This window comes from Anaerococcus porci, assembly GCF_009696575.1.
Lineage (GTDB): Bacteria > Bacillota > Clostridia > Tissierellales > Peptoniphilaceae > Anaerococcus > Anaerococcus porci.
Genome location: NZ_VULQ01000003.1, coordinates 1 through 20,304, shown reverse-complemented (window position 1 = coordinate 20,304; position 20,304 = coordinate 1). Strand labels below are relative to the sequence as shown.

The following is a 20,304-nucleotide window of genomic DNA, read 5'->3' as shown; positions in this document are numbered from 1 at the left end:
GAATCTTTCATTAAAAAACCTGCCTATAGGCAGGTTTTTTTTTTAAGTTATTAATTTATTTATTGGGTATAATTATAATAAATAAATAAAGGAGGAGACTATGACAGAAAAAAGTATAAGATCTAGAGTCCAAAACTTTGGATCATTCCTTTCAAGCATGGTAATGCCAAATATAGCGGCACTTATTGCTTGGGGATTTATGGCGGCCTTATTCATACCAGCAGGATGGCTACCAAATGAAAATTTCAACAAGATAGTAGATCCACTTCTAAGATATGCTATACCAGCACTTATAGCCTATACAGGTGGAAACCTTATTAATCCTAAAATGGGTGGAGTAGTAGGGGTAGTAGCTTTAATGGGAGCAATAGCTGCAGCAGGAGAAGAAAAAATGCTGGTTGCTGCCATGCTTTTAGGACCTTTGGGAGGATGGCTACTTAAAAAGCTTCAAGATGCTTATGAAGGACATGTTCCAGAAGGCTTTGAGATGCTTGTAAACAATTTCTCTGCAGGATTTTTAGCCTTAGGCTTAGCCCTTTTATCATATGTAATTGTAGCACCTCTTATATCAGGTCTAACTGGCTTACTTGCAGCTGGAATAAATTTCTTATTAGAAAGATCACTTTTGCCTTTAGTTCACATCTTTATAGAACCAGCAAAAATCCTATTTTTAAATAACGCCATAAATCATGGTATTTTTACACCAATAGGATTAGAACAAGCTGCAGATACTGGAAAATCAATCCTATTTATGATTGAATCAAATCCAGGACCAGGACTAGGAGTTCTTCTTGCTTATTCTATCTTTGGTAATAAAAGAGAAAAATCATCAGCGGCAGGTGCAGCTATAATTCAAGTTTTCGGTGGAATCCATGAGATATATTTCCCATATATCCTTATGAATCCAAAACTAATCCTTGCAACAATAGTGGGAGGAGCTTCAGGTACCTTTACTCTTGAACTCCTTAATGGTGGACTTGTAGCAAGCCCATCACCAGGAAGTTTTCTAGCTTGGCTTGCTATGACTCCAAAAGGCTCCTACCTTGCAACAATCCTAGGATTTCTAGTTGCAACAGTCATTTCTTTTGCTATAGGTTCAGTAATATTAAGAACTTCTAAAAGCTCAAAAAGTTTAGATGAGGCAGAGGGAGATGTAAAAGCTAATAAATCTGGAAAAGAAACAGCAATAGTAAACGAAGAAAAGTCATTTGCTAACATTTCAAAGATAAGATTTGCTTGTGATGCAGGAATGGGTTCATCAGCCATGGGAGCAAGCATCTTAAAGAAAAAACTAAAAGAAGCAGGATTATTAGAAGGAATAGATATAACAAATGTAGCTATAGCCAATCTTCCAAAAGATGTAGACCTTGTAGTAACCCATAAAGATCTTACAGAGCGTGCAAAACAAATCGTTCCAAATGCAATACATGTTTCAGTAAATAACTTCATGCAAGCTCCAGAATATGATCAAGTTGTAGAAAGGCTTAAAGAAGCAAAAAGTACAGCAAAAGTTGAGAACAAAGAAGAAGTAAAAGAAGAAACTCAAAAAATAGCTGACTTGAAAGAAGAAAAGAAAAATACTATCTTATTAAAGGATAATATAATTTTAGATGAAACATTTGAAAATAAAGAAGAAGCCATTAAAAGAGTTCAAGAATTATTGGAAAAATCAGGCTATGTAGATAAGGGTTATGAAGCTGGTATGCTTCAAAGAGAAAAAGAAGCCCCTACCCACTTTGGCATAGGTCTTGCCATTCCACATGGAACAAATGAAACTAAAAAAGAGATAAAAAAATCAGGTCTTGTAGTAATAACAAGTAAAAATGGAGTAGACTGGGACGGAGAATTAGTAAAACTAATAGTAGGAATAGCTGGAAAAGGTGATGATCATATAGGAATTCTTGCTAATGTCGCAAATAATATCAACACAGAAGAGATAGTAAATTCCTTAGTAGAAAACTCCAATAAAGATGAGATATATGAAATCTTAACAAGAGAGGAAGAATAAATATGAAGACAGCAATTCAATTTGGAGCAGGGGCCATAGGTCGTGGGCTACTTGGAAAAATAATTCACGACTCAGGTTACAAACTCATATTTGTAGATGTATTTGACAAAATAGTAGACCAAATCAATGAAGATGGATATGTAGGTCTAGAACTAATGGATCATGAAAATAAAGCTATAAAACTTGAAAATGTATCAGCCCTATGCTCAAGTAAAGATGAAGATCTTGAAAAAATCTATGAAGCAATTACAAAAGCTGATATCATAACAACCTCAGTAAGAGTAGAAAACCTAGACTCAACATCAAAGATTATAGCAAAAGGCCTTGAAAAAAAAGACCCATCTACACCAAAAGTAGACATAATGGCCTTTGAAAATGCCTTCAGAGCAAGTGATATCTTAAAAGGACACCTACTACAAAACACAAGTCTAACAGAAGAAGAAGTAGATAGCCTTGCAACTTTCCCAAACACAGTAACAGACAGAATTGTACAAAATAAAACAGTAGATGGAAGGTCAGTAGTAGAAATTTCAGACGACTTCGAAGCAGTAATTGAACAAACAAAACTAAAAGATTCAACAACAAAACCAATAAAAGATGCTGAATACACCCAAAACATAGACGAAGAACTAGAAAGAAAACTCTTCCTAGTAAACGGAGTTCATGCAGCAACATCCTACTTTGGTTACTATAAAGGCTACACAATGATGGATGAGGCCTTCGGAGATGAAGAAATTCTTTCGGATGTTAAAAAACTAATGGAAGAATCATCAAAAGTACTAATCAAAAAATATGGATTTGATAAAGTAGAGTTAGATAAATTCAAAGAATCAAAATTAAATAGATTTCTAAAGACAGCAAGCCATGATGAAGTAGCTAGAGTTGCAAGAGATCCACAAAGAAAGCTAGGTAAAACAGATAGGCTAGTAAGTCCTGCAATATCAGCCTATGACAATAATCTAGAATATGATTATCTTGCTAAAGCCATAGCCTATGCATTCAAATATGACAACAAAGAAGATGAAAAAGCATTAGAAATACAAGATTATATCAAAGAAAATGGCATAGAAAAGGCCATTGAACACTTTGCAGAAATCAAAAAAGACGAAAGAAGTGGACTATTTGAAAAAATAGTTGAAGAATATGAAAAAATAGACTAAAAACATAAAAAATATCCAGGCCACTTGGTCTGGATATTTTAATTATTTATATTACCTTTTCAATAAATTTTCTATATTTTTTCTTAAACTTATCTTCCCAATTAGATGTTATAAGATAAGTTATATCCTTTAAGTTCGTATGCTTGTAATTGCTCACAGTTTCAAGCTTATCCTTTGTAACCATACATAAGACATCTGTAGAAATATCACTCATTTTCTTTTTTATGACAGACTCTTCAAAGGTATTTACACTTACACCATATTCGAGATTAATATTGTAAACTCCCATTATATAAATGTCTGGAACAAAGTAATCAAGTTCTTTTAGGGTCATTGGTCCGAAATTACTCATAGTTCTTTTGTCATAGTCTCCACCCAAGACTATACACTCTATATTCTTGTGGTTGTTAAGACTCACTGCTATAGGTATGGAATTTGTAATAATCTTACACTTAAAGTCTAGAGGAATTTGATTTATAAGGGTGTTGTTTGTAGTTCCACCATCTATAACTATAAGGGAGTTCTCCTTTATAAATGGAAGTGCTTTTTTAGCCATGATTTTTTTTTCTTCCTGACCAATCTTCGATCTATATTCAAAATTGGTAATCTTTGGTCCAATCTTTAAAGCTCCACTGTGAACCCTTTTAAGTTTTCCTAAATTATCTAATTCTTTTAAATCTCTTCTAATAGTGTCCTCTGAAACGTCAAACCTTTTACTTAGCTCGCTTGCTATAACCTTGTGTTCAACTTCGAGAATCTCAATAATCTTTTCTTGTCTTTCAGCTTTTAACATATATTCTCCTAATAAGAATTTACCTAGATTATCTAAAAAATCAAGCAAACATGCAAAAAAATACAGGAAAATGCTTGACAATGCGTGTTTACGATGGTAATATAAGATAAAACAGCATAAACACGCAAAAAAAAGGAGCACAAATGAAGACTTTACTATCACCATCCATAATGTGTGCTAACTTATTAAATCTTGAAAAAAGCATTGATGAGCTTAAAGAATCAGGCTTTGATAGGCTACACATAGATGTTATAGATGGAGCTTTTGCCCCATCTATGCCACTTGGACTTGAAACAATAAAAGAAATTAGAAAATATACTGATATGTATATTGATGTTCATATAATGAGTGTCAACAACGAATACTTTATAAAAGAGATGATTAACTTAAATGTTGATAGGATTAGCTTCCATGAAGAAACATCAGTTCATGTCCAAAGATATATAGATATAGTAAAAAATGCAGGCATAGAAGTAGGAGTTGCCCTTACACCTGCGAGGGATGAAAGTGTTCTAAAATACGTAATAGACCAACTAGACTCTGTCTTAATTATGATGATAAATCCAGGCTATGCAACAAACAAAAATGAAGGGCAAATAAAATATGGTCTAGAGAAGATTAAAAATATCAAAGAAATGATTGATAGATCAAACTCTAAGGCAAAAATACAACTAGATGGAAGGGTAAGTACTGATAAGTTTAATGACTATATATCATATGGTGCAAGAGACTTGGTTTTAGGTTCAAAAAGTTTGTATAAGAAAGGCTTAAATCTTAAGGAAAATAGGGAAAACATCATAAAAAGTATAAAGGAGGCAGAAAATGGACTTTAAAGAATCTTATGGAATTATTTTGGGTGAGTTATCCAACTTATTTGAAAAAATTGATGAAAAACAAGTTGATGAGTTAATAGAAAAAATTAATAAGTCTGAGAAGGTATTTTTTGTAGGTGTAGGAAGAGTTAAGCTTTCACTTGAGGCTATAGCCAAAAGGCTATCCCACCTTGGTGTAAGCTGTCATGTAGTTGGGGAGATAACAGAGCCTGCTATTTCTGAAAACGATTTGCTTATAGTAGGTTCAGGAAGTGGAGAAAGTCTCTATCCTTTAAGCATAGCAAAAAAGGCAAAAGAGATAGGAGCAATGGTTTGTTACATAGGTTCAAACCCTAATTCAAGCATGAAAGAATATACTGATATCATGCTTAGGATACCAACAAATACTAAATTAAATCTAAAAGATGAGCTTCTAAGCAAGCAACCTATGACAAGTTTGTTTGAACAAGCGTTATTAATACTAGGTGATTCTATAGCTTTGAAAATAGTTAATGACAAAAATATCGATATGGTCAAACTATGGCAATACCATGCAAATCTTGAGTGAGGAGTAAGAAATGTCAGAAAAAATATCAATTAGAGGAAGAGTTCAGTCATTTGGTGGATTTCTAACAAATATGGTCTTACCAAACATAGGCGCCTTTATAGCTTGGGGTCTTGTAACAGCCCTATTTATCGAATCAGGTTGGTTTCCAAATAAAAAATTGGCAGGCCTTGTTGCTCCATCAGTTAAATACCTCCTACCATTACTTTTAGCAAATACTGGCGGAACCATGGTAGGTGGAAAAAGGGGTGGAGTACTAGGTAGCATAGCAACAATGGGACTTATAATAGGAGCCGAAATACCAATGTTTCTAGGGGCCATGATAATGGGACCTCTTGGTGGCTATATCATGAAAAAAGTAGATTCATTACTTGGAAATAAGATTAGGTCTGGTTTTGAAATGGTAGTTAATAACTTTGCTATTGGTATTTTAGGCTTTATCCTAATGATTCTATCTTATTTATTTATAGGACCACTTATAGAATCGTTAAATATTCTAATAACAAAGGCAATCGAAGTATTAGTATCAACAGGATTTTTACCTTTACTTTCAGTGATAAATGAACCAGCTAAAGTGTTATTTCTCAATAACGTAATAGATCAAGGTATCTACTACCCATTAGGTATGCAAGAAACCCTTGCTACAGGAAAATCCATATACTTCATGGTGGCATCAAATCCAGGACCAGGTCTAGGACTTTTACTAGCATATACCCTTTTTGGCAATGAATCAGCTAGAAAATCAGCACCAGGAGCTATAGTAATCCACTTTATAGGTGGTATCCACGAGCTATACTTTCCATATGTATTGATGAAACCTATCACAATAATAGCAATGATTTTAGGTGGAATGTCAGGAACCTTTATCTTTAACATACTAGGAGTTGGATTAACAGCGGGACCATCACCAGGTTCAATCATCTCCTACCTTGCCCTAACCCCAAGAGGAAACTACTTTGGAGTTATATTAGGAGTTTTTGTAGCAACTCTTGTAAGTTTCTTAGTTACATCATTAATTCTTAAAGCTAGCAAGGAAAGCGAAGAAAATATAGGAAAATATGAAGCTCAAACTAAAGAAATGAAACAAAATAAGAAAATCACAGGAAAAATTAGTAAAGTTGCCTTTGCTTGTGATGCTGGAATGGGTTCATCTGCCATGGGAGCATCAAGATTTGCAAAAATGCTAAAAGATAACAACATAAACAGTATTCAAGTTAAAAACTTTACCATAGAAGAAGTTCCAAGTGATTATGATGTAGTTGTATTACACAAAAACCTGTATGACAGGGCAAAAAGAAAACTTGGAAATTATAATATTATAACAATAGAGAATTATCTTAATGATGTCAATTTAGATAGGTTATTATCCGAAATTAAAAATCAAGAAGGCAAGTATTATGAAAGCTTTGAAGAAAAGAAAATGAAAAATAAAACTTATAGGCAAATATTAAAAAAAGAAAATATAATCCTTGATGAAACATTTGTTAGTAAGGAAGAAGTTATAAAGAAAGTTCAAGAACTTATGGAAAAATCAGGTTATGTAGATAAGGAATATGAGGCTGGTATGCTTCAAAGAGAAAAGGAAGCTCCAACTCACTTTGGTATAGGTCTTGCCATACCTCATGGGACTAGTGAAACTAAAAAATCTATAAAAAAATCTGGAATAGTTGTTATAGTTAGTAAAAAAGGAGTAGATTGGGACGGAGAGCTTGTAAAACTAATAGTAGGAATAGCTGGAAAAGACGATGACCACATAGGAATACTAGCAAACGTAGCAAATAAAATCAATGCAGAAGAAGTAGTAAATAATCTTGTAGAAAATGCAAATAGAGACGAAATCTACGAAATCCTAACAAAAGAGAATAAATAAGAATTTGAAAAAAGACAAATTTTTATTGCAGAGAGTAAATTAATGAATAAAGCTAATAAGTTTTTCTTTACTATATAATTAATTTAGATATAAAGGGACTTTCCTTTACTATTTACTTAAGTTAAAGTAATGTTCTGTTCTTTAACTAGATGTAAGAAGTTTTGTGTATAATAAATTTCAAAGTACTTTGTCTACAGAAAAGCTGCCAAATGGCAGTTTTTTATTGTACACTTAAGTTAGTTGAGCAAATGGAATATAGTAAAGCAAAAAACATCTGCTATGCGGGTGGGGGAAAGCTTTAGATTCAAGTGCACCAAAACAAATTCTCTTTAATTATTATAGGCATATGCATAATTAAAATGAGATTTTTTAATAAGAATAGTTTATAACATGGGACAAAAGGGATGTTCATTTTGTCCCTTTAATAATGGGTCTAAAAAGCTTGTTTTAAATTTCACTTTATTATGCTAAAATAGTTCTAGTAGAAACTTTGGAAAAATAGGAGAATATTATGAAAGCAATTTTGACAGTGATTGGAAATGACAAACCGGGTATTGTATATAAGGTTTCTGAACTACTTTTTAAGTTCAATATCAACATCCTAGATTTTAGTCAAACTATTATGGATGATAAGTTTGTTGCTATTTTAAATGTTGACTTAAAAGAGTCTAATGATTCTTTTGAAAATGTAAATAAGGCTATAGGGAAGCTTTCTAAGGAGATTGGCCTTGATTTAAGGCTCCAAAACGAAGAACTTTTTGATAAGATGGCAAGGATTTAGTTATGGATACTAAGCAAATTATTGAAACAATAAAGATGCTTGACCAAGAGCATTTGGATATTAGAACTATTACTATGGGAATCAACCTTCTTGATTGTGCCGATAGTGACTATAAGAAATCAACCAAAAAAATCTATGAAAAGATGATGAAAGAATGTGAGAATTTCACTGAAACTACCAAAAAAGTATCAGAGATATATGGAGTTCCTATAATAAATAACAGAATTTCAGTAACACCTATTTCCTTAGTTGCAGCAAGCTCAGCTTTGGATGATTATACGATATATGCAGAAGTTCTTGATAAGGTGGCAAAAGATGTTGGAGTTGATTTTGTCGGTGGTTTTTCTGCCCTTGTTCAAAAATCTATGACAAAATCTGATGAAATTTTGATAAACTCTATTCCACACGCCCTTTCAACTACTGATTATGTTTGTTCATCTGTAAATGTAGGATCTACAAGAGCAGGTATTAATCTTGATGCAGTTAAGCTTATAGGAGAGAGAATTAAAGACTTAGCCAAACTTACCAAAGACCAAGATTCTCTAGGTTGTGCAAAGTTTGTAGCCTTTGCTAATGCAGTTGAGGACAATCCATTTATGGCAGGATCTTTTCTTGGGGTAGGAGAGGCTGATACTGTTATAAATGTTGGTGTATCAGGACCTGGAGTTGTCAAGGCTGCTATTGAAAAAGATAAGAAAAAACCAATAAATGAGGTCTATGAAACTATCAAAAAGACTGCTTTTAAGATTACAAGAATGGGAGATTTAATTGGTCGTGATGTAGCTAAAAGACTTGGCAAGGAATTTGGAATCCTTGACTTATCCTTAGCACCTACCCCAGCTATTGGAGATAGCGTAGGAAGAATACTTGAAGAGATAGGAATAGAGCATGTTGGGGGACATGGAACAACAGCAGCTCTTGCTATGCTAAATGATGCAGTAAAAAAGGGAGGTCTTATGGCATCATCATCTGTTGGAGGACTTTCAGGAGCTTTTATTCCTGTAAGTGAGGATGAAGCTATGATTAAGGCGGCAGATGCAGGACATTTGACCTTTGATAAACTTGAAGCTATGACAAGTGTATGTTCTGTGGGACTTGACATGATAGCAATCCCTGGAGATACTGAGGCTTCTACTATATCAGCTATGATTTTAGATGAGGCAGCAATTGGTGTTATTAATCAAAAAACAACAGCAGTAAGAGTAATTCCTGTCTATGGCAAAAAGTGTGGTGACTATGCCGAATTTGGTGGGTTATTAGGTTATGCTCCAATTATGGATATAAGACAGTCTTCTTCATCTGATTTTATAAATCGTGGTGGAAGAATACCAGCTCCAGTTCATTCATTTAAAAATTAGCATTTAAAAAAAAACAATAACCAGTAAAATATAAAAAGAAACAAATAAATAAAGAAAGGATTTTATATGAAAGTTATAGTAAGTGATTCATATGAAGAGATGAGCAAAAAGGCAGCAGACTTATTTAAAAGCCTTTTAGTAGAAAAGCCACAATCAAAATTAGGACTTGCAACAGGTTCAACACCAGTTGGACTTTATGAAAATTTAGTAAAAGCACAAAAAGATGGAGAAATATCTTTCCACTGGGCTAAGTCAGTAAACCTTGATGAATATGTAGGAATTGACCCAAAAAATGAACAATCTTATCAATATTTTATGGATGAAAACTTATTTAATAAGGTAAATATTAAAAAAGAAAATACCCACCTACCAAAGGCTGATACAAATGACGAAAAATATGCTAAAGAATATGACAAAGTTCTTGATGAAATGGGACCTAGAGATATTCAAATACTAGGACTTGGAAACAATGGACATATAGCCTTTAACGAACCAGCTGACAAACTTAACAAAAGAACATCTATAGTTAAGCTTACAGATGAAACTATAAAGGCAAATTCAAGATTTTTTAAATCAGAAGAAGATGTTCCAAAATACGCAATATCAATGGGAATGGCAGATGCTTTCAATGCAAAAACCATAATTGTACTTGCAAGTGGAAAAAATAAGTTTGATGCTGTAAAGAAAATTATAGAAGATGATAAAATTGACACAAATTTCCCAGCAAGCCTACTACACCTTCACCCAAATTGCTATTTATTTGTAGATAAAGAAGCATATGAAGGATAAATATTATCTAAGATTTCAGGCTCCCTTTTTGAGGGAGCCTGTTTTTTAAAAATCAAGTATATTAAGACTTTGATAAAGCTCAAGCCTTTTTTTAAAGTTAGTAGATTCTTTAGCTAAGGCCATGTACATCACCTTACTTGCATGGTTAAAATTATTTTTTAAGGACTTATCCTTATTAAGACTTGAAAGGGTAGACCCATTTTTGAGAAAAATAGTAGAATCTTTGATATTTTCAACATAAAAGGCATTTACAAAAGCTCTCCTAAGATTATCATGGTCAGTTTCATTTATCTTAAAGGGAAAAAATACATTGAAGGAATCAATAAAATAAGGTAAATTCCTTGAAACTTTCAAGATATCTTTCATTCTTTTGTGCATAAGTTTTACAGAAATAGCCCTTTTGGCACACAAATGTTTCAAAAAAAGTTCACATGATCTCTTATCTTTTACAATATGAGATGTATAATAGACCTCACAGCCAATACCAAAACCTTTGATTTCAATAGGTAAGATGGCGATAATATTGTCCATAAAGCCTCCTTTCCCCACAGAAGAAAGTCTTCTCTAGACATTAAGTGTACTATATTTCATCTTATTAGTCAATTATTGGCTTGTTTTATATCTTAATAAAAGAATTTCCGATGAAATTATTTTAATGAAATCAAAAAATTAATTATAAGCTTTAATTCCTCTATTTAGAACTTATGAAATTTTATAAAAAACTAAAAATTTTCTAAAATCTCTTCTTCACGTAAAATCCTTCTTAGCTTATATATAATATCACCATGAATATTAGTTACAGTTTTAGGGCTAATATTTAATAAACTTCCTATCTTCTTGTGGGAGAAATTTTTGTTGTATTTTAGATAGATTATATCTCTTTGTCTTTTGTTAAGCTTTTTTATTGCATCATTTAATACTTTTATTTCGACATTTTTAATCAAATCTTTCTCTATGTCTATATTATCTTTAAGATTTTCTATTAGTTCTATTCCCTTTTTATCTTTATCATTTAGGGATATTGCTTCTTTCTTTTTACTCATATCTAGAAAGTAATAATATAGTCTATATTTTATATAGCCTCCAAATTTTCCTCTTTTCTCATCATAGTCTTCCACTATATTAAGGATAAAGTCATAAGCTTTGATATAGGCTTCATTCCTATCATAGATTGGAAACTTGTTTATAGTGCTTATGATAAGTGGTTTGTACTTTCTTATAATCGCATCCAAGTTTTCTATACATATTTTCATAAAATTTCCTTACTGCGATCGCTATTTATTTGTCGACATACTTAGTCTATAGGAAATTTATATAAAAGTTTAATTTGCTAAAGTCCTTTTAGGACTTTATTATTTGCCTAAAAGAACTTTAAGGTTAAAATAATAGACCTTAAATTCCATTAAGACTGATAAGTTTTATTTAAATTTAGTATTTAAAAAGCTGGCCTAAGCCAGCTTTACTTAAATTATTTCATTTACATTGATTTCGTCTCTTGAAACTCTTTCTATATAGGCTTTGTCAACTTTACTTATCTTGCCATCTTTTGTTTCTATTACCTTGCTTTCTATAATCTTATCCATAGCAGTCCTTATTTCTTGATTGTTAAGGTCTACTTTTGGATAGTCAACTGATATGGTCTTTGACTTATTGAAGTCATCCTTAAATCCTAATTTTAATTTTCTATTTTCCATTTTTTACTCCTTCCTTATATTTCTTTACTTGTTATTTTTTCTACTGTATAAGCAGTAATGTCAGTAAGTGACATGTAGGCTTGGGCAAAGTTTTTAAGATTTTCATTACTTAATGCTTCATTTAAATTTGAAAAAGTTCTAGAAATCTTTTTTTCCTCTGCACCATCATTGATTTTAAATAATATTCTAATTTTCATATCTTATCTCCTTTCACTTATAGATAGAGCAAAAGAAGAAAATGTCCTGAAATTATATATTTACAAAAATTCTTTATTAAAATTATCAAGTAGTGTAAGATATAATAAACAAGGACTTTAAAATAGGTGATTTAATGAGTAAGAATAAAAAAAAGAAAAAAATTACATTAAAAGATATATTATGGAAGCTGATATTTCTAATAGGGATATTGGTTCTTCTTTATCCTATAATATCAAGATGGTACTATACCTTAGATTCAAAGGAACAAGTAGAAATATTTAACCAAGGTAAGTCAAAGATTGATAAGGAAGAAATAGATAGAAGAATTGGTCTTGCAAAAGCATACAATGATGCTCTATCAGGAGTTGTACCGGAAGATCCATTTGCTAAGGAAAAACAAGAAGCTGGCAAGAGGGAGTACGCAAGAATGCTCGAAGTAGAGGAAATGATAGGTCATATAGAAATACCAAAGATAAATCAAGACCTACCCATCTATGCAGGAACTAGTGAAGATGTATTACAAATTGGTGTAGGCCACCTTGAAGGAACCTCTCTTCCTATAGGTGGAAACAACACTCATACAGTCCTTACAGCCCATAGAGGTCTACCAGAAAAGACTCTATTTACAAATATTGACCAACTTAAAATAGGAGATAAGTTTTATATACATAATATTAAAGAAACCCTTGCCTATCAAGTTGATCAAATCAAAGTAATAGAGCCTACAAACTTTGAAGATCTTATGATTTTTCCAGGACATGATTATGCAACCTTACTTACTTGTACTCCTTTTATGATAAATTCACATAGACTTTTAGTAAGAGGTCACAGGGTAGAATATGTAGAAAGTGTAGATGAAGAATTGATTAAAGAAGCCAAAACCAACTGGATATTTAGGATTCTATTCTTTATAGCCCTTATTATTATAATAATTCTCCTATTTAGAATAAGAAAACTAAGGAAAGAAAATAATAAGACAAGTAAAAAAATTGATGAAATCAAAAACCAAATAGAAAATTTAGGTAAAGATGATGAAGTTAAGTAAAAAAGACATAAGAAGAAATCTACCTTTTTTACTCATATTCCTAGTGGGTTTTCTTATCTTCTCCTATCCTTTTATAAGCCAAAAATTCTACGAGATAGAGGCCAAAGATGAAATCATAGAATTTAAAAAGGCTAAGGATGATGTAAGCAAAGAAGACCTAGAAAAAAGGATGGAATTAGCGAGAGTTTACAACCAAACTTTAGATCCATCTATAATCTCTGACCCTTATGATGAAAAGGTAAAAGAAGCTAAGGCCGACTATGCAAGAATGCTTGAAGTCCATGAGATGTTAGGGCATATTGAAATACCAAAAATTGCAGTAGATATCCCAATATATGCAGGAACAAGCGATGATGTTCTTGAAAAGGGAGCAGGTCACCTTGAGGGAACTTCGCTTCCTATAGGGGGAGATTCCACCCATACGGTAATCACAGCTCACAGAGGTCTTCCTAACGCAGTCTTATTTAGGTATCTTAATCAACTTACAGAGGGAGATATTTTCTATATCCACAATATAAAAGAAACTTTAGCCTACAAGGTGGATAAAATTCAAGTAGTAGAGCCTACTAACTTTGATCCTATTTTAGTAGTTGATAAAAAAGATTATGCAACCCTTCTTACCTGTACACCATATATGATAAATTCACATAGGCTTTTAGTAAGAGGAGAAAGAATAGATTATGCTCAGGCAATAGATGATGGTAGTGCCAACACCCCAAAGATAAGACCAGACTTCTACCAACTATTTTTAGTTCTTATCCCTATACTTTTATTTACCATTCTAACCTATATTAGAGAAAAACATCGTCAAAAAAAGATGAACATGGAGGTAAAAGATATTGAAGAAAGACTCAAAGAAAAATAAGAAAATATTTGGCTATATAATAATACTTCTAGGTCTTATAATACTAGCCTTTCCTATTGCAAAAAGATTCTACTCCGACATAGAAAACAAAATGGTCTATGAAAAAGTATTGAAATCTCAAGCAGAGGAAGATAAAGAAATCCTAGACGAGGTAGAAAAAAGAGCTATAGCATACAATGAAACTATAAAAGATTCTGACATATCAATGACAGATCCATTTGAAGTAGGGGACTTCGGGTCTAAATCAATTCTTGATAATCCAGATGATATATTTGCTTATATAGAAATACCAAAACTTGGAAAAGTAATTCCAATTTATCTAGATGCAAGCTATGACCATATAGCCTGGGGATTGGGACAAGTATCAGGTTCATCAATCCCGGTAGGAGGAGAATCAACACGTTCAGTCCTTGCAGGCCATAGGGGATGGTGGGGAGATACCATGCTCTTATATGCAGATGATTTGGTAAATGGAGATTTAATTTATATAAAAAGAGCTGATAGGACTCTAACATACAAAGTATTTTCAAAAGAAGTAATTGGTCCTTTTGATTGGGAAAGCTTAAGAATAGAAAAGGGAGAAGATATAATAACCCTTCTTACCTGTCATCCATTTTTTTGGCCAAGGCCAAATAGGCTTTTGGTAAATGCAAGAAGAGTAGAAGATGAAAAAAATCCTACAGAAAATCAAAAGACAGAAAAAATTGAAGTAAGTGAGAATGTAAAGATAACAAATTATATTTATGTAGGATTTATGATTATAGATTTTATTCTTATTATTTTTGTGGTAAGTAGGATAATAAAACTTATAAAAAATCGAAAAATTAGCTGAAAATTTAAGTCAAGCTATATAAAAAGTAGATGAATTTAAAAAGTTCATCTACTTTTTATATTAAATACATATATTAATAATCTAGGAAATATATTACATAAAAATAATAGTAGCTAAATACCAATAATTGCTAGTTTATCGATAATTTTATAATGAATTAATCTTTAAAAACCATTACAAATACTTTATGATGATTTGGTATCAAATATCAATTAAACTTTTTTGAAATTTTCTAAGACTAGCTTACAATCATGAAAAGATAGAAATTCGCTATTTTTTTAAAAAGAACTTCAGTTTTTATTCTTAAGTTTATTTAGCCCAATTTCCATCTGTAAATATTTGATATTCTCTTCCATCTTTGTAGGCCTTTATATCTAGATCTTTTGCTCCCACCATGAAGTCTTCATGGATTAAAGAATCATTTAGACCTATGGTGTGCAGATCTTCGTCAGCTACTTCTGTACCACCCTTTATAGTAGTAGGATAGGCTTTACCTAGGGCGAAATGGCATGAGGCATTCTCATCAAAAAGTGTATTAAAGAATAAGACATTGGATTCATTTATTGGAGAATGGTATGGTACAAGGGCGATTTCTCCAAGTCTTTTAGCATTTGGGTCGGATTCTAGCATTTCCTTTAAAGTATCATATCCAACTTCTGCCTTAAAGTCTACTACAAGTCCATCCTTAAAGGTAAATTCAAACTTATCTATAATCACCCCATTATATACAAGTGGTTTTACTGCAACAAGTCTTCCATTTACTCCATCATATTGAGGAGAGGTGAAAACTTCTTCTGTTGGTATATTTGGCAAGAAAGTATCTCCCTTTTCATTTCTTGATGATGCTGACATCCATATATGATTTTTAGGAAGTTTTACCCTAAGGTCTGTTCCGTTAGAAGACTTGTAGCAAACTTCATCGAACTGATGAGCATTTAAAAAGCTTGCCTTCTCATTCAAAAGTTCTATATGGTCTTGCCAATTCTTTTTAGTATTATTCCAGTCTTCATCTATACGGCTTACGTCAAAAATTAATTCCCAAAGCTTATCTACTGCTTCATTTTCTTTTAGTTCGGGAAAGATTTTCTTAGCCCATTTCTTGGTAGGATAGGCTATAACAAGCCATGAAACCATATCGTTCATAGTATATTTTACAAAGTCTTTAAGCTTTAAAGAATTCTCCCTTACAGCCTCAGCTATCTTTTTTTGATCCAAATTTTTTAATAAATCTGGGTCATCTCCAATAATTGAAATCCTATTAGACCTATGTTTTTCTAGTTGATAGATATTTTTTTCTATTATATAGTCTGGAACTTCATTTAAAGTTTTTTGATTTTGGTATGTGTAGTCAAGCTTTATGATTTCTTCATCTTTCCAATTTATGCTAACCTTACGAGCCCCACTTTCATAAGCATATTTTGTGATAAATCTTGCAAGAGAGGGATCCTCTATAGAAGAATTTATCAAAACATCTTCACCATCTTGAACATTTACACCAAATTCTACTGCAAGTTTTGCATAATTTTCTAATTTTTTTAAATTTATAGTCATAATACCTCCGTTTTTTTCATTATACTCCTTTATAAGGGTATAATGGAATATAGATAGTTAGGAGGAAATTATGAAAAAAAGAAGTGAAGTTGATGTAAAAGAAACTTGGAAATTAGAAGATATATTTGAAAATGACAAAGCTTTCTATGATGAATTAGAAAACACCCTAAAATTAAGTGAAGATTTCAAAGAAGAATTTAAAGAGATAGACTCTAGTGAAAAATTAAAAAGGGCCTTAAAGAGTCTATCAGATATAGTGGCAAGACTTCATAGGTTAGGATCTTTTGCTGGAATCTCAACAGAAGTTGATGCAAACGACCCACATCCTCAAAAAAGATATGCCAAATTTGGTACTATATCTAGTGATATAGGATCAAATCTTACATTTTTTGATGGACTATTGACAAAAATTGATGAAGATATAGTAAATAAAACTAGAAAAGAAAATCCAGACTATGACTATTACCTTAAAAAAATCCTAGATAAAAAGGACCATATTCTAGATGATAGTGCAGAAGAAGTTTTATCAAAACTTGCCCCAACATTTGATGCACCTTATGGTGAATATTCTTCCATGCGTTATGGAGATATAAAAGTAGATCCAATTGAAGTTGATGGTAAGAAGATAAATCTTAATCACAACAACTTTGAAGAATACTTCGAGGCTGATAAAAACACAGAAGTAAGAAGAAAAGCTTTTAGAAACTACCACGATGCCCTTAGAAGATATGAAAGAGGAAATGGTGCTATCTATAATACTCAAGTGCAAAATGAGAAAATAGTATCGAAACTTAGAGGCTTTGATTCTGTAATTGATATGCTTTTATCCTACCAAGATATACCAAGAGAAATCTATGACAATCATATAGACACAATTATGGCAAAACTTCCAAAATATATGAGAAAGTATGCAAATATCATCAAAAAAGTCTATAAATTAGATGAAATGACTTATGCAGACCTTAAACTTTCCATTGATTCAGGATTTTCTAAAGAAATTGAAATAGAGGAAGCGAGAGATTATATAATTGATGGTCTAAAAGTTTTGGGAGATGATTATGTAGAAATGCTTAAGAGAGCATTTTCAGAAAGATGGATAGACTATGCAGAAAATGAAGGCAAAAGAACTGGAGCCTTCTGTGATACTCCTTACGGAGTTCACTCCTATATCATGACAACCTACAACAAGGACATGAGTCAAGTAATGACCCTTGCCCACGAGCTAGGACACGCTGGACACTTTGAAAATGCCAACAAAAATCAAGACGCTCTAAACACTAACGTATCAATGTATTTTGTAGAAAGTCCATCAACCGCCAATGAAATCACTATGGAAAGATATCTACTTAAAAACGCCAAAGATGATAGGCAAAAACTTTGGGTATTGGATACAATGATTTCAAAAACCTATTACCACAACTTTGTAACTCACTTTTTAGAGGCAGCTTTCCAAAGAGAAGTCTATGAAAGAGTAGATAAGGGAGAAAGTCTATCAAGCGATGACTTAAACCAAATCTTTAGAGAAAAACTAGAAGAGTTCTGGGGAAGTGATGTCAAACTTGTAGATGGATCTGAACTTACATGGATGAGACAACCTCATTATTATATGGGACTTTACCCATATACCTACTCAGCAGGACTTACCATAGGAACTCAAGTTTCAGAAAAGTTAATCCATGGAGATAAGGAAGATATAAAAAGATGGAGAGAAGTTCTAAACTTAGGCTCAACTCTAAGTCCAATGGATCTTGCTAAAAAAGCAGGAGTAGATATGACAAATACCAAAGCCCTAGAAGATACAATTGACTTTATAGGTGAAATAATAGACAAAATAGATGAGCTTTGCCAAAAAATTGGACTATATGAATAATTGCAAATAAAATAAGGTATTAAAATACTGTAAAGAGGGGATCTTCCCTTCTTTTTTTGTGCCTTGATATATATTATAGCAATATAGAAATGTAGATTTTATTATGATAAGAAATAAAGAAAAATAAGAATAGCATTAAATATATTGAACATACTTTGAAAGTGGTCTTATATATTATTAAATCCAAGTTTTAAGGTAAAATATAATGAGATAATTAAGGAAAATATTAAAGATATTAATAACAAAGACATAAAATCTTAATATGAAGAGATAATAGCTAGAAACTTAGAAAGAACTAAAAGTAATATATTAAAAAATAATAATTGTACGATAGAATTTAAGTATGAATATTTTTAGATTTTCTTTTCAAAATGTGTCAATTATCAAAAAAACATTAGTGAGTTTGATTATAATGATAAATACAAGAAAATATAAAAATAGCTAATCAATAAAATTTAGGGTAAATATCTAGTATTAACGAAAATGAAAGGGGTATTATGAAATATTTATCAAAAAGATTTATAGGAAAATATAGGATAATTGGACTTATTCTTTTAATTTTACTTATATTATTTGGCTCAACACCTGCTATAACTAGTATAATGATGGGAATGAGTAGAGATATAGTTTTTATTATAACAGTAGGATACGCTCTTTTTACCTTAATTTTCTATCTTATTTTTTATAGAAGACACCAAAACAAGATGGGGGTATTAAACACTTTAAAAGTTCTAGTGGTAGGCTTTGTATCAATTCTTACATTATCTTATTTATTAGGTATGATATTTGGATCAAATGCTTCTATATCACAAAACCAAGAAGCCATAGAAAATATGTTAGCCTTAAACTTTTCACCAGCTCTTATAGCCTACATGGTACTACTTGCTCCAGCTGTAGAAGAATACACATTTAGGGAGTATTTTCCTGGTATAATTAGAAAAATCTTTAAAAAAAACGACCAAAACCTAAGAGATATTATATCGCTTATACTTGCAAATATAGTATTTGCCCTAATGCATATTCCTACAGACCTTTACTCATTTTTAGTCTATTTTTCTCTAGGTTTTGTCCTAGTTATGGTTAGGTACCTTACAAATAGTCTAAGACTTTCAGCCTATCTTCATAGCCTATGGAACTTAATATCAGTAGTTATTTTATACTTTGCCTTATAAAAAAGAAGACCTTCCTCAAATTTTGGGGAAGATCTTCTTTTTGATTATGGTAATTAACGAATAATATAGAAATCATATAAGTCCTAAAATATATTCGATAATTTACACTATTATTATAGCAAAAATTTAGAATTTTTGCATATAAAATATTTACTTTAATTAATAAAGTTAGTTCACAAGAAAATCAAATGATAAATAAAAATATTGCAGTTTCATTTTAATAATATAGTCATATTGTTAAAAATATGATAAAATAAAATGATAGAGTCCGTATAATTGTGTAAAAAGAAAAAGGTCATTTAAAACCCAAACTAGTACAATGTTTTTAACCACAAAAACCAACTAGGAGGAACAAATGACCCAATTACATTTTACAATTAATCAAGAAGAAATACAAAATTTAATTAATGAATCTGTAGATAATAAAATTGCCAAATCTATCTTAACAAAAGTTTTTAATGAACTTATGGAAAAAGATGAATATTTAGAAAATACAGCCTATCAAAGAGATCCTAACAGAATCACCTACTGTAATGGATACTATGAACGTGACTATACAACCAAAATAGGAACATTAACTTTAAGAGTACCTAGGACAAGAGATGGTAAATTCTCAACAGAAGTATCTGAAAGATATCAAAGAAATGAAAAAACACTACTTTCAACCATGCTAGAAATGTATGTTCAAGGAGTATCAAGAAGAAAAGTATCCAAGGTGATAGAAAATATGTGTGGTAAAACATATTCTAAATCCTTTGTATCATCTTTAACTAAAGAGCTTGACGAAGAAGTAAAGCTATGGAGAAATAGTGACTTAAGCAAACTAAAAATTCCGTATCTAATTGTAGATGTGGTCTACATAAAAGTAAGGGAAAACAATCGTGTAGTATCAAAAGCTTGTCATATTGCAATAGGAACAACTGAAAAAGGAAATAGAGAAA

General features: G+C 31.5%; 20 protein-coding genes. 14 read left to right on the top strand and 6 right to left on the bottom strand.

What is annotated here, in order from left to right; translation table 11 throughout:
* Nucleotides 1-100: 100 nt before the first annotated feature.
* Nucleotides 101-2,008 (top strand): PTS mannitol transporter subunit IICBA, encoded by a 1,908-nt coding sequence (locus tag FYJ26_RS03310; RefSeq protein ID WP_154539583.1) that lies wholly within the window; start codon nt 101-103, stop codon nt 2,006-2,008.
* Nucleotides 2,009-2,010: 2 nt separating this feature from the next.
* Nucleotides 2,011-3,168: a mannitol dehydrogenase family protein gene (locus FYJ26_RS03305; protein WP_154539581.1), complete on the top strand. Its 1,158-nt coding sequence runs from the start codon at nt 2,011-2,013 to the stop codon at nt 3,166-3,168.
* A 46-nt stretch (nt 3,169-3,214) separates the two neighbouring features.
* Here FYJ26_RS03305 and FYJ26_RS03300 read toward each other — a convergent pair whose 3' ends face one another.
* Nucleotides 3,215-3,961, bottom strand: coding sequence for a DeoR/GlpR family DNA-binding transcription regulator (locus tag FYJ26_RS03300; protein WP_154539579.1), 747 nt, complete (start codon nt 3,959-3,961; stop codon nt 3,215-3,217).
* Nucleotides 3,962-4,104: 143 nt separating this feature from the next.
* Here FYJ26_RS03300 and FYJ26_RS03295 point away from each other — a divergent pair, with 143 nt between their 5' ends.
* The 6 genes from FYJ26_RS03295 to nagB all read left to right on the top strand — a co-directional run bounded on the left by FYJ26_RS03295 (nt 4,105) and on the right by nagB (nt 10,136).
* Nucleotides 4,105-4,794 carry a ribulose-phosphate 3-epimerase gene (locus FYJ26_RS03295; RefSeq protein WP_154539577.1) on the top strand — a complete coding sequence of 230 codons (690 nt, stop codon included), beginning with the start codon at nt 4,105-4,107 and terminating at the stop codon, nt 4,792-4,794.
* Entirely contained in the window at nt 4,784-5,341 is a 558-nt protein-coding gene (gene hxlB / locus FYJ26_RS03290) for a 6-phospho-3-hexuloisomerase (RefSeq protein WP_154539575.1), read from the top strand. Before FYJ26_RS03295 ends, hxlB begins: the two co-directional genes overlap by 11 nt.
* A 10-nt stretch (nt 5,342-5,351) precedes the next feature.
* A complete protein-coding gene (locus FYJ26_RS03285) occupies nt 5,352-7,208 on the top strand; it encodes a PTS mannitol transporter subunit IICBA (RefSeq protein WP_154539573.1) in 1,857 nt (618 codons plus the stop codon).
* 511 nt (nt 7,209-7,719) lie between these two features.
* Nucleotides 7,720-7,989: an ACT domain-containing protein gene (locus FYJ26_RS03280; protein WP_154539571.1), complete on the top strand. Its 270-nt coding sequence runs from the start codon at nt 7,720-7,722 to the stop codon at nt 7,987-7,989.
* 2 nt (nt 7,990-7,991) lie between these two features.
* Nucleotides 7,992-9,347, top strand: a complete 1,356-nt coding sequence (locus FYJ26_RS03275) for a PFL family protein (protein ID WP_154539569.1) — start codon at nt 7,992-7,994, stop codon at nt 9,345-9,347.
* 66 nt (nt 9,348-9,413) lie between these two features.
* Nucleotides 9,414-10,136, top strand: coding sequence for a glucosamine-6-phosphate deaminase (gene nagB, locus FYJ26_RS03270; RefSeq protein ID WP_154539567.1), 723 nt, complete (start codon nt 9,414-9,416; stop codon nt 10,134-10,136).
* A 45-nt stretch (nt 10,137-10,181) separates the two neighbouring features.
* On the opposite strand, the gene FYJ26_RS03265 is transcribed toward nagB, so the two are convergent.
* The 4 genes from FYJ26_RS03265 to FYJ26_RS03250 form a co-directional block, all read right to left on the bottom strand.
* Nucleotides 10,182-10,667 carry a hypothetical protein gene (locus tag FYJ26_RS03265; RefSeq protein ID WP_154539565.1) on the bottom strand — a complete coding sequence of 162 codons (486 nt, stop codon included), beginning with the start codon at nt 10,665-10,667 and terminating at the stop codon, nt 10,182-10,184.
* A gap of 191 nt (nt 10,668-10,858) precedes the next feature.
* Nucleotides 10,859-11,389, bottom strand: a complete 531-nt coding sequence (locus tag FYJ26_RS03260) for a sigma-70 family RNA polymerase sigma factor (protein ID WP_154539563.1) — start codon at nt 11,387-11,389, stop codon at nt 10,859-10,861.
* Between the two features lie 210 nt (nt 11,390-11,599).
* Nucleotides 11,600-11,830: a DUF2922 domain-containing protein gene (locus FYJ26_RS03255; protein WP_154539561.1), complete on the bottom strand. Its 231-nt coding sequence runs from the start codon at nt 11,828-11,830 to the stop codon at nt 11,600-11,602.
* A 14-nt stretch (nt 11,831-11,844) separates the two neighbouring features.
* Nucleotides 11,845-12,027, bottom strand: a complete 183-nt coding sequence (locus FYJ26_RS03250) for a DUF1659 domain-containing protein (protein WP_154539559.1) — start codon at nt 12,025-12,027, stop codon at nt 11,845-11,847.
* 134 nt (nt 12,028-12,161) lie between these two features.
* On the opposite strand from FYJ26_RS03250, the gene FYJ26_RS03245 reads away from it, so the two are divergent.
* The 3 genes from FYJ26_RS03245 to FYJ26_RS03235 are packed head-to-tail and all read left to right on the top strand — an operon-like array spanning nt 12,162 to nt 14,770.
* Nucleotides 12,162-13,073: a class C sortase gene (locus FYJ26_RS03245; protein ID WP_154539557.1), complete on the top strand. Its 912-nt coding sequence runs from the start codon at nt 12,162-12,164 to the stop codon at nt 13,071-13,073.
* Nucleotides 13,060-13,938 carry a class C sortase gene (locus FYJ26_RS03240; protein WP_154539555.1) on the top strand — a complete coding sequence of 293 codons (879 nt, stop codon included), beginning with the start codon at nt 13,060-13,062 and terminating at the stop codon, nt 13,936-13,938. The genes FYJ26_RS03245 and FYJ26_RS03240 overlap by 14 nt, the downstream gene beginning before the upstream one ends.
* On the top strand, nt 13,913-14,770 hold the full coding sequence (locus FYJ26_RS03235) for a class C sortase (protein WP_154539553.1): 858 nt from the start codon (nt 13,913-13,915) through the stop codon (nt 14,768-14,770). The genes FYJ26_RS03240 and FYJ26_RS03235 overlap by 26 nt, the downstream gene beginning before the upstream one ends.
* 309 nt (nt 14,771-15,079) lie before the next feature.
* On the opposite strand, the gene FYJ26_RS03230 is transcribed toward FYJ26_RS03235, so the two are convergent.
* Nucleotides 15,080-16,321: an aminopeptidase gene (locus FYJ26_RS03230; RefSeq protein ID WP_154539551.1), complete on the bottom strand. Its 1,242-nt coding sequence runs from the start codon at nt 16,319-16,321 to the stop codon at nt 15,080-15,082.
* Nucleotides 16,322-16,391: 70 nt separating this feature from the next.
* Here FYJ26_RS03230 and pepF point away from each other — a divergent pair, with 70 nt between their 5' ends.
* The 3 genes from pepF to FYJ26_RS03215 all read left to right on the top strand — a co-directional run.
* Nucleotides 16,392-18,191, top strand: coding sequence for an oligoendopeptidase F (gene pepF, locus FYJ26_RS03225; RefSeq protein ID WP_154539549.1), 1,800 nt, complete (start codon nt 16,392-16,394; stop codon nt 18,189-18,191).
* Nucleotides 18,192-18,688: 497 nt separating this feature from the next.
* Nucleotides 18,689-19,363 carry a CPBP family intramembrane glutamic endopeptidase gene (locus FYJ26_RS03220; protein WP_154539547.1) on the top strand — a complete coding sequence of 225 codons (675 nt, stop codon included), beginning with the start codon at nt 18,689-18,691 and terminating at the stop codon, nt 19,361-19,363.
* 355 nt (nt 19,364-19,718) lie between these two features.
* Nucleotides 19,719-20,304, top strand: a 586-nt coding sequence (locus tag FYJ26_RS03215; protein ID WP_195837842.1) for an IS256 family transposase, incomplete at its 3' end; no start/stop codon positions are given.

What these genes read in the sequence shown, in the direction of transcription:
- FYJ26_RS03310 (WP_154539583.1), top strand. Translation starts at nt 101, where the DNA reads ATGACAGAAAAAAGTATAAGATCTAGAGTCCAAAACTTTGGATCATTC.
- FYJ26_RS03305 (WP_154539581.1), top strand. Translation starts at nt 2,011, where the DNA reads ATGAAGACAGCAATTCAATTTGGAGCAGGGGCCATAGGTCGTGGGCTA.
- FYJ26_RS03300 (WP_154539579.1), bottom strand. Translation starts at nt 3,961, where the DNA reads ATGTTAAAAGCTGAAAGACAAGAAAAGATTATTGAGATTCTCGAAGTT.
- FYJ26_RS03295 (WP_154539577.1), top strand. Translation starts at nt 4,105, where the DNA reads ATGAAGACTTTACTATCACCATCCATAATGTGTGCTAACTTATTAAAT.
- hxlB (WP_154539575.1), top strand. Translation starts at nt 4,784, where the DNA reads ATGGACTTTAAAGAATCTTATGGAATTATTTTGGGTGAGTTATCCAAC.
- FYJ26_RS03285 (WP_154539573.1), top strand. Translation starts at nt 5,352, where the DNA reads ATGTCAGAAAAAATATCAATTAGAGGAAGAGTTCAGTCATTTGGTGGA.
- FYJ26_RS03280 (WP_154539571.1), top strand. Translation starts at nt 7,720, where the DNA reads ATGAAAGCAATTTTGACAGTGATTGGAAATGACAAACCGGGTATTGTA.
- FYJ26_RS03275 (WP_154539569.1), top strand. Translation starts at nt 7,992, where the DNA reads ATGGATACTAAGCAAATTATTGAAACAATAAAGATGCTTGACCAAGAG.
- nagB (WP_154539567.1), top strand. Translation starts at nt 9,414, where the DNA reads ATGAAAGTTATAGTAAGTGATTCATATGAAGAGATGAGCAAAAAGGCA.
- FYJ26_RS03265 (WP_154539565.1), bottom strand. Translation starts at nt 10,667, where the DNA reads ATGGACAATATTATCGCCATCTTACCTATTGAAATCAAAGGTTTTGGT.
- FYJ26_RS03260 (WP_154539563.1), bottom strand. Translation starts at nt 11,389, where the DNA reads ATGAAAATATGTATAGAAAACTTGGATGCGATTATAAGAAAGTACAAA.
- FYJ26_RS03255 (WP_154539561.1), bottom strand. Translation starts at nt 11,830, where the DNA reads ATGGAAAATAGAAAATTAAAATTAGGATTTAAGGATGACTTCAATAAG.
- FYJ26_RS03250 (WP_154539559.1), bottom strand. Translation starts at nt 12,027, where the DNA reads ATGAAAATTAGAATATTATTTAAAATCAATGATGGTGCAGAGGAAAAA.
- FYJ26_RS03245 (WP_154539557.1), top strand. Translation starts at nt 12,162, where the DNA reads ATGAGTAAGAATAAAAAAAAGAAAAAAATTACATTAAAAGATATATTA.
- FYJ26_RS03240 (WP_154539555.1), top strand. Translation starts at nt 13,060, where the DNA reads ATGAAGTTAAGTAAAAAAGACATAAGAAGAAATCTACCTTTTTTACTC.
- FYJ26_RS03230 (WP_154539551.1), bottom strand. Translation starts at nt 16,321, where the DNA reads ATGACTATAAATTTAAAAAAATTAGAAAATTATGCAAAACTTGCAGTA.
- pepF (WP_154539549.1), top strand. Translation starts at nt 16,392, where the DNA reads ATGAAAAAAAGAAGTGAAGTTGATGTAAAAGAAACTTGGAAATTAGAA.
- FYJ26_RS03220 (WP_154539547.1), top strand. Translation starts at nt 18,689, where the DNA reads ATGAAATATTTATCAAAAAGATTTATAGGAAAATATAGGATAATTGGA.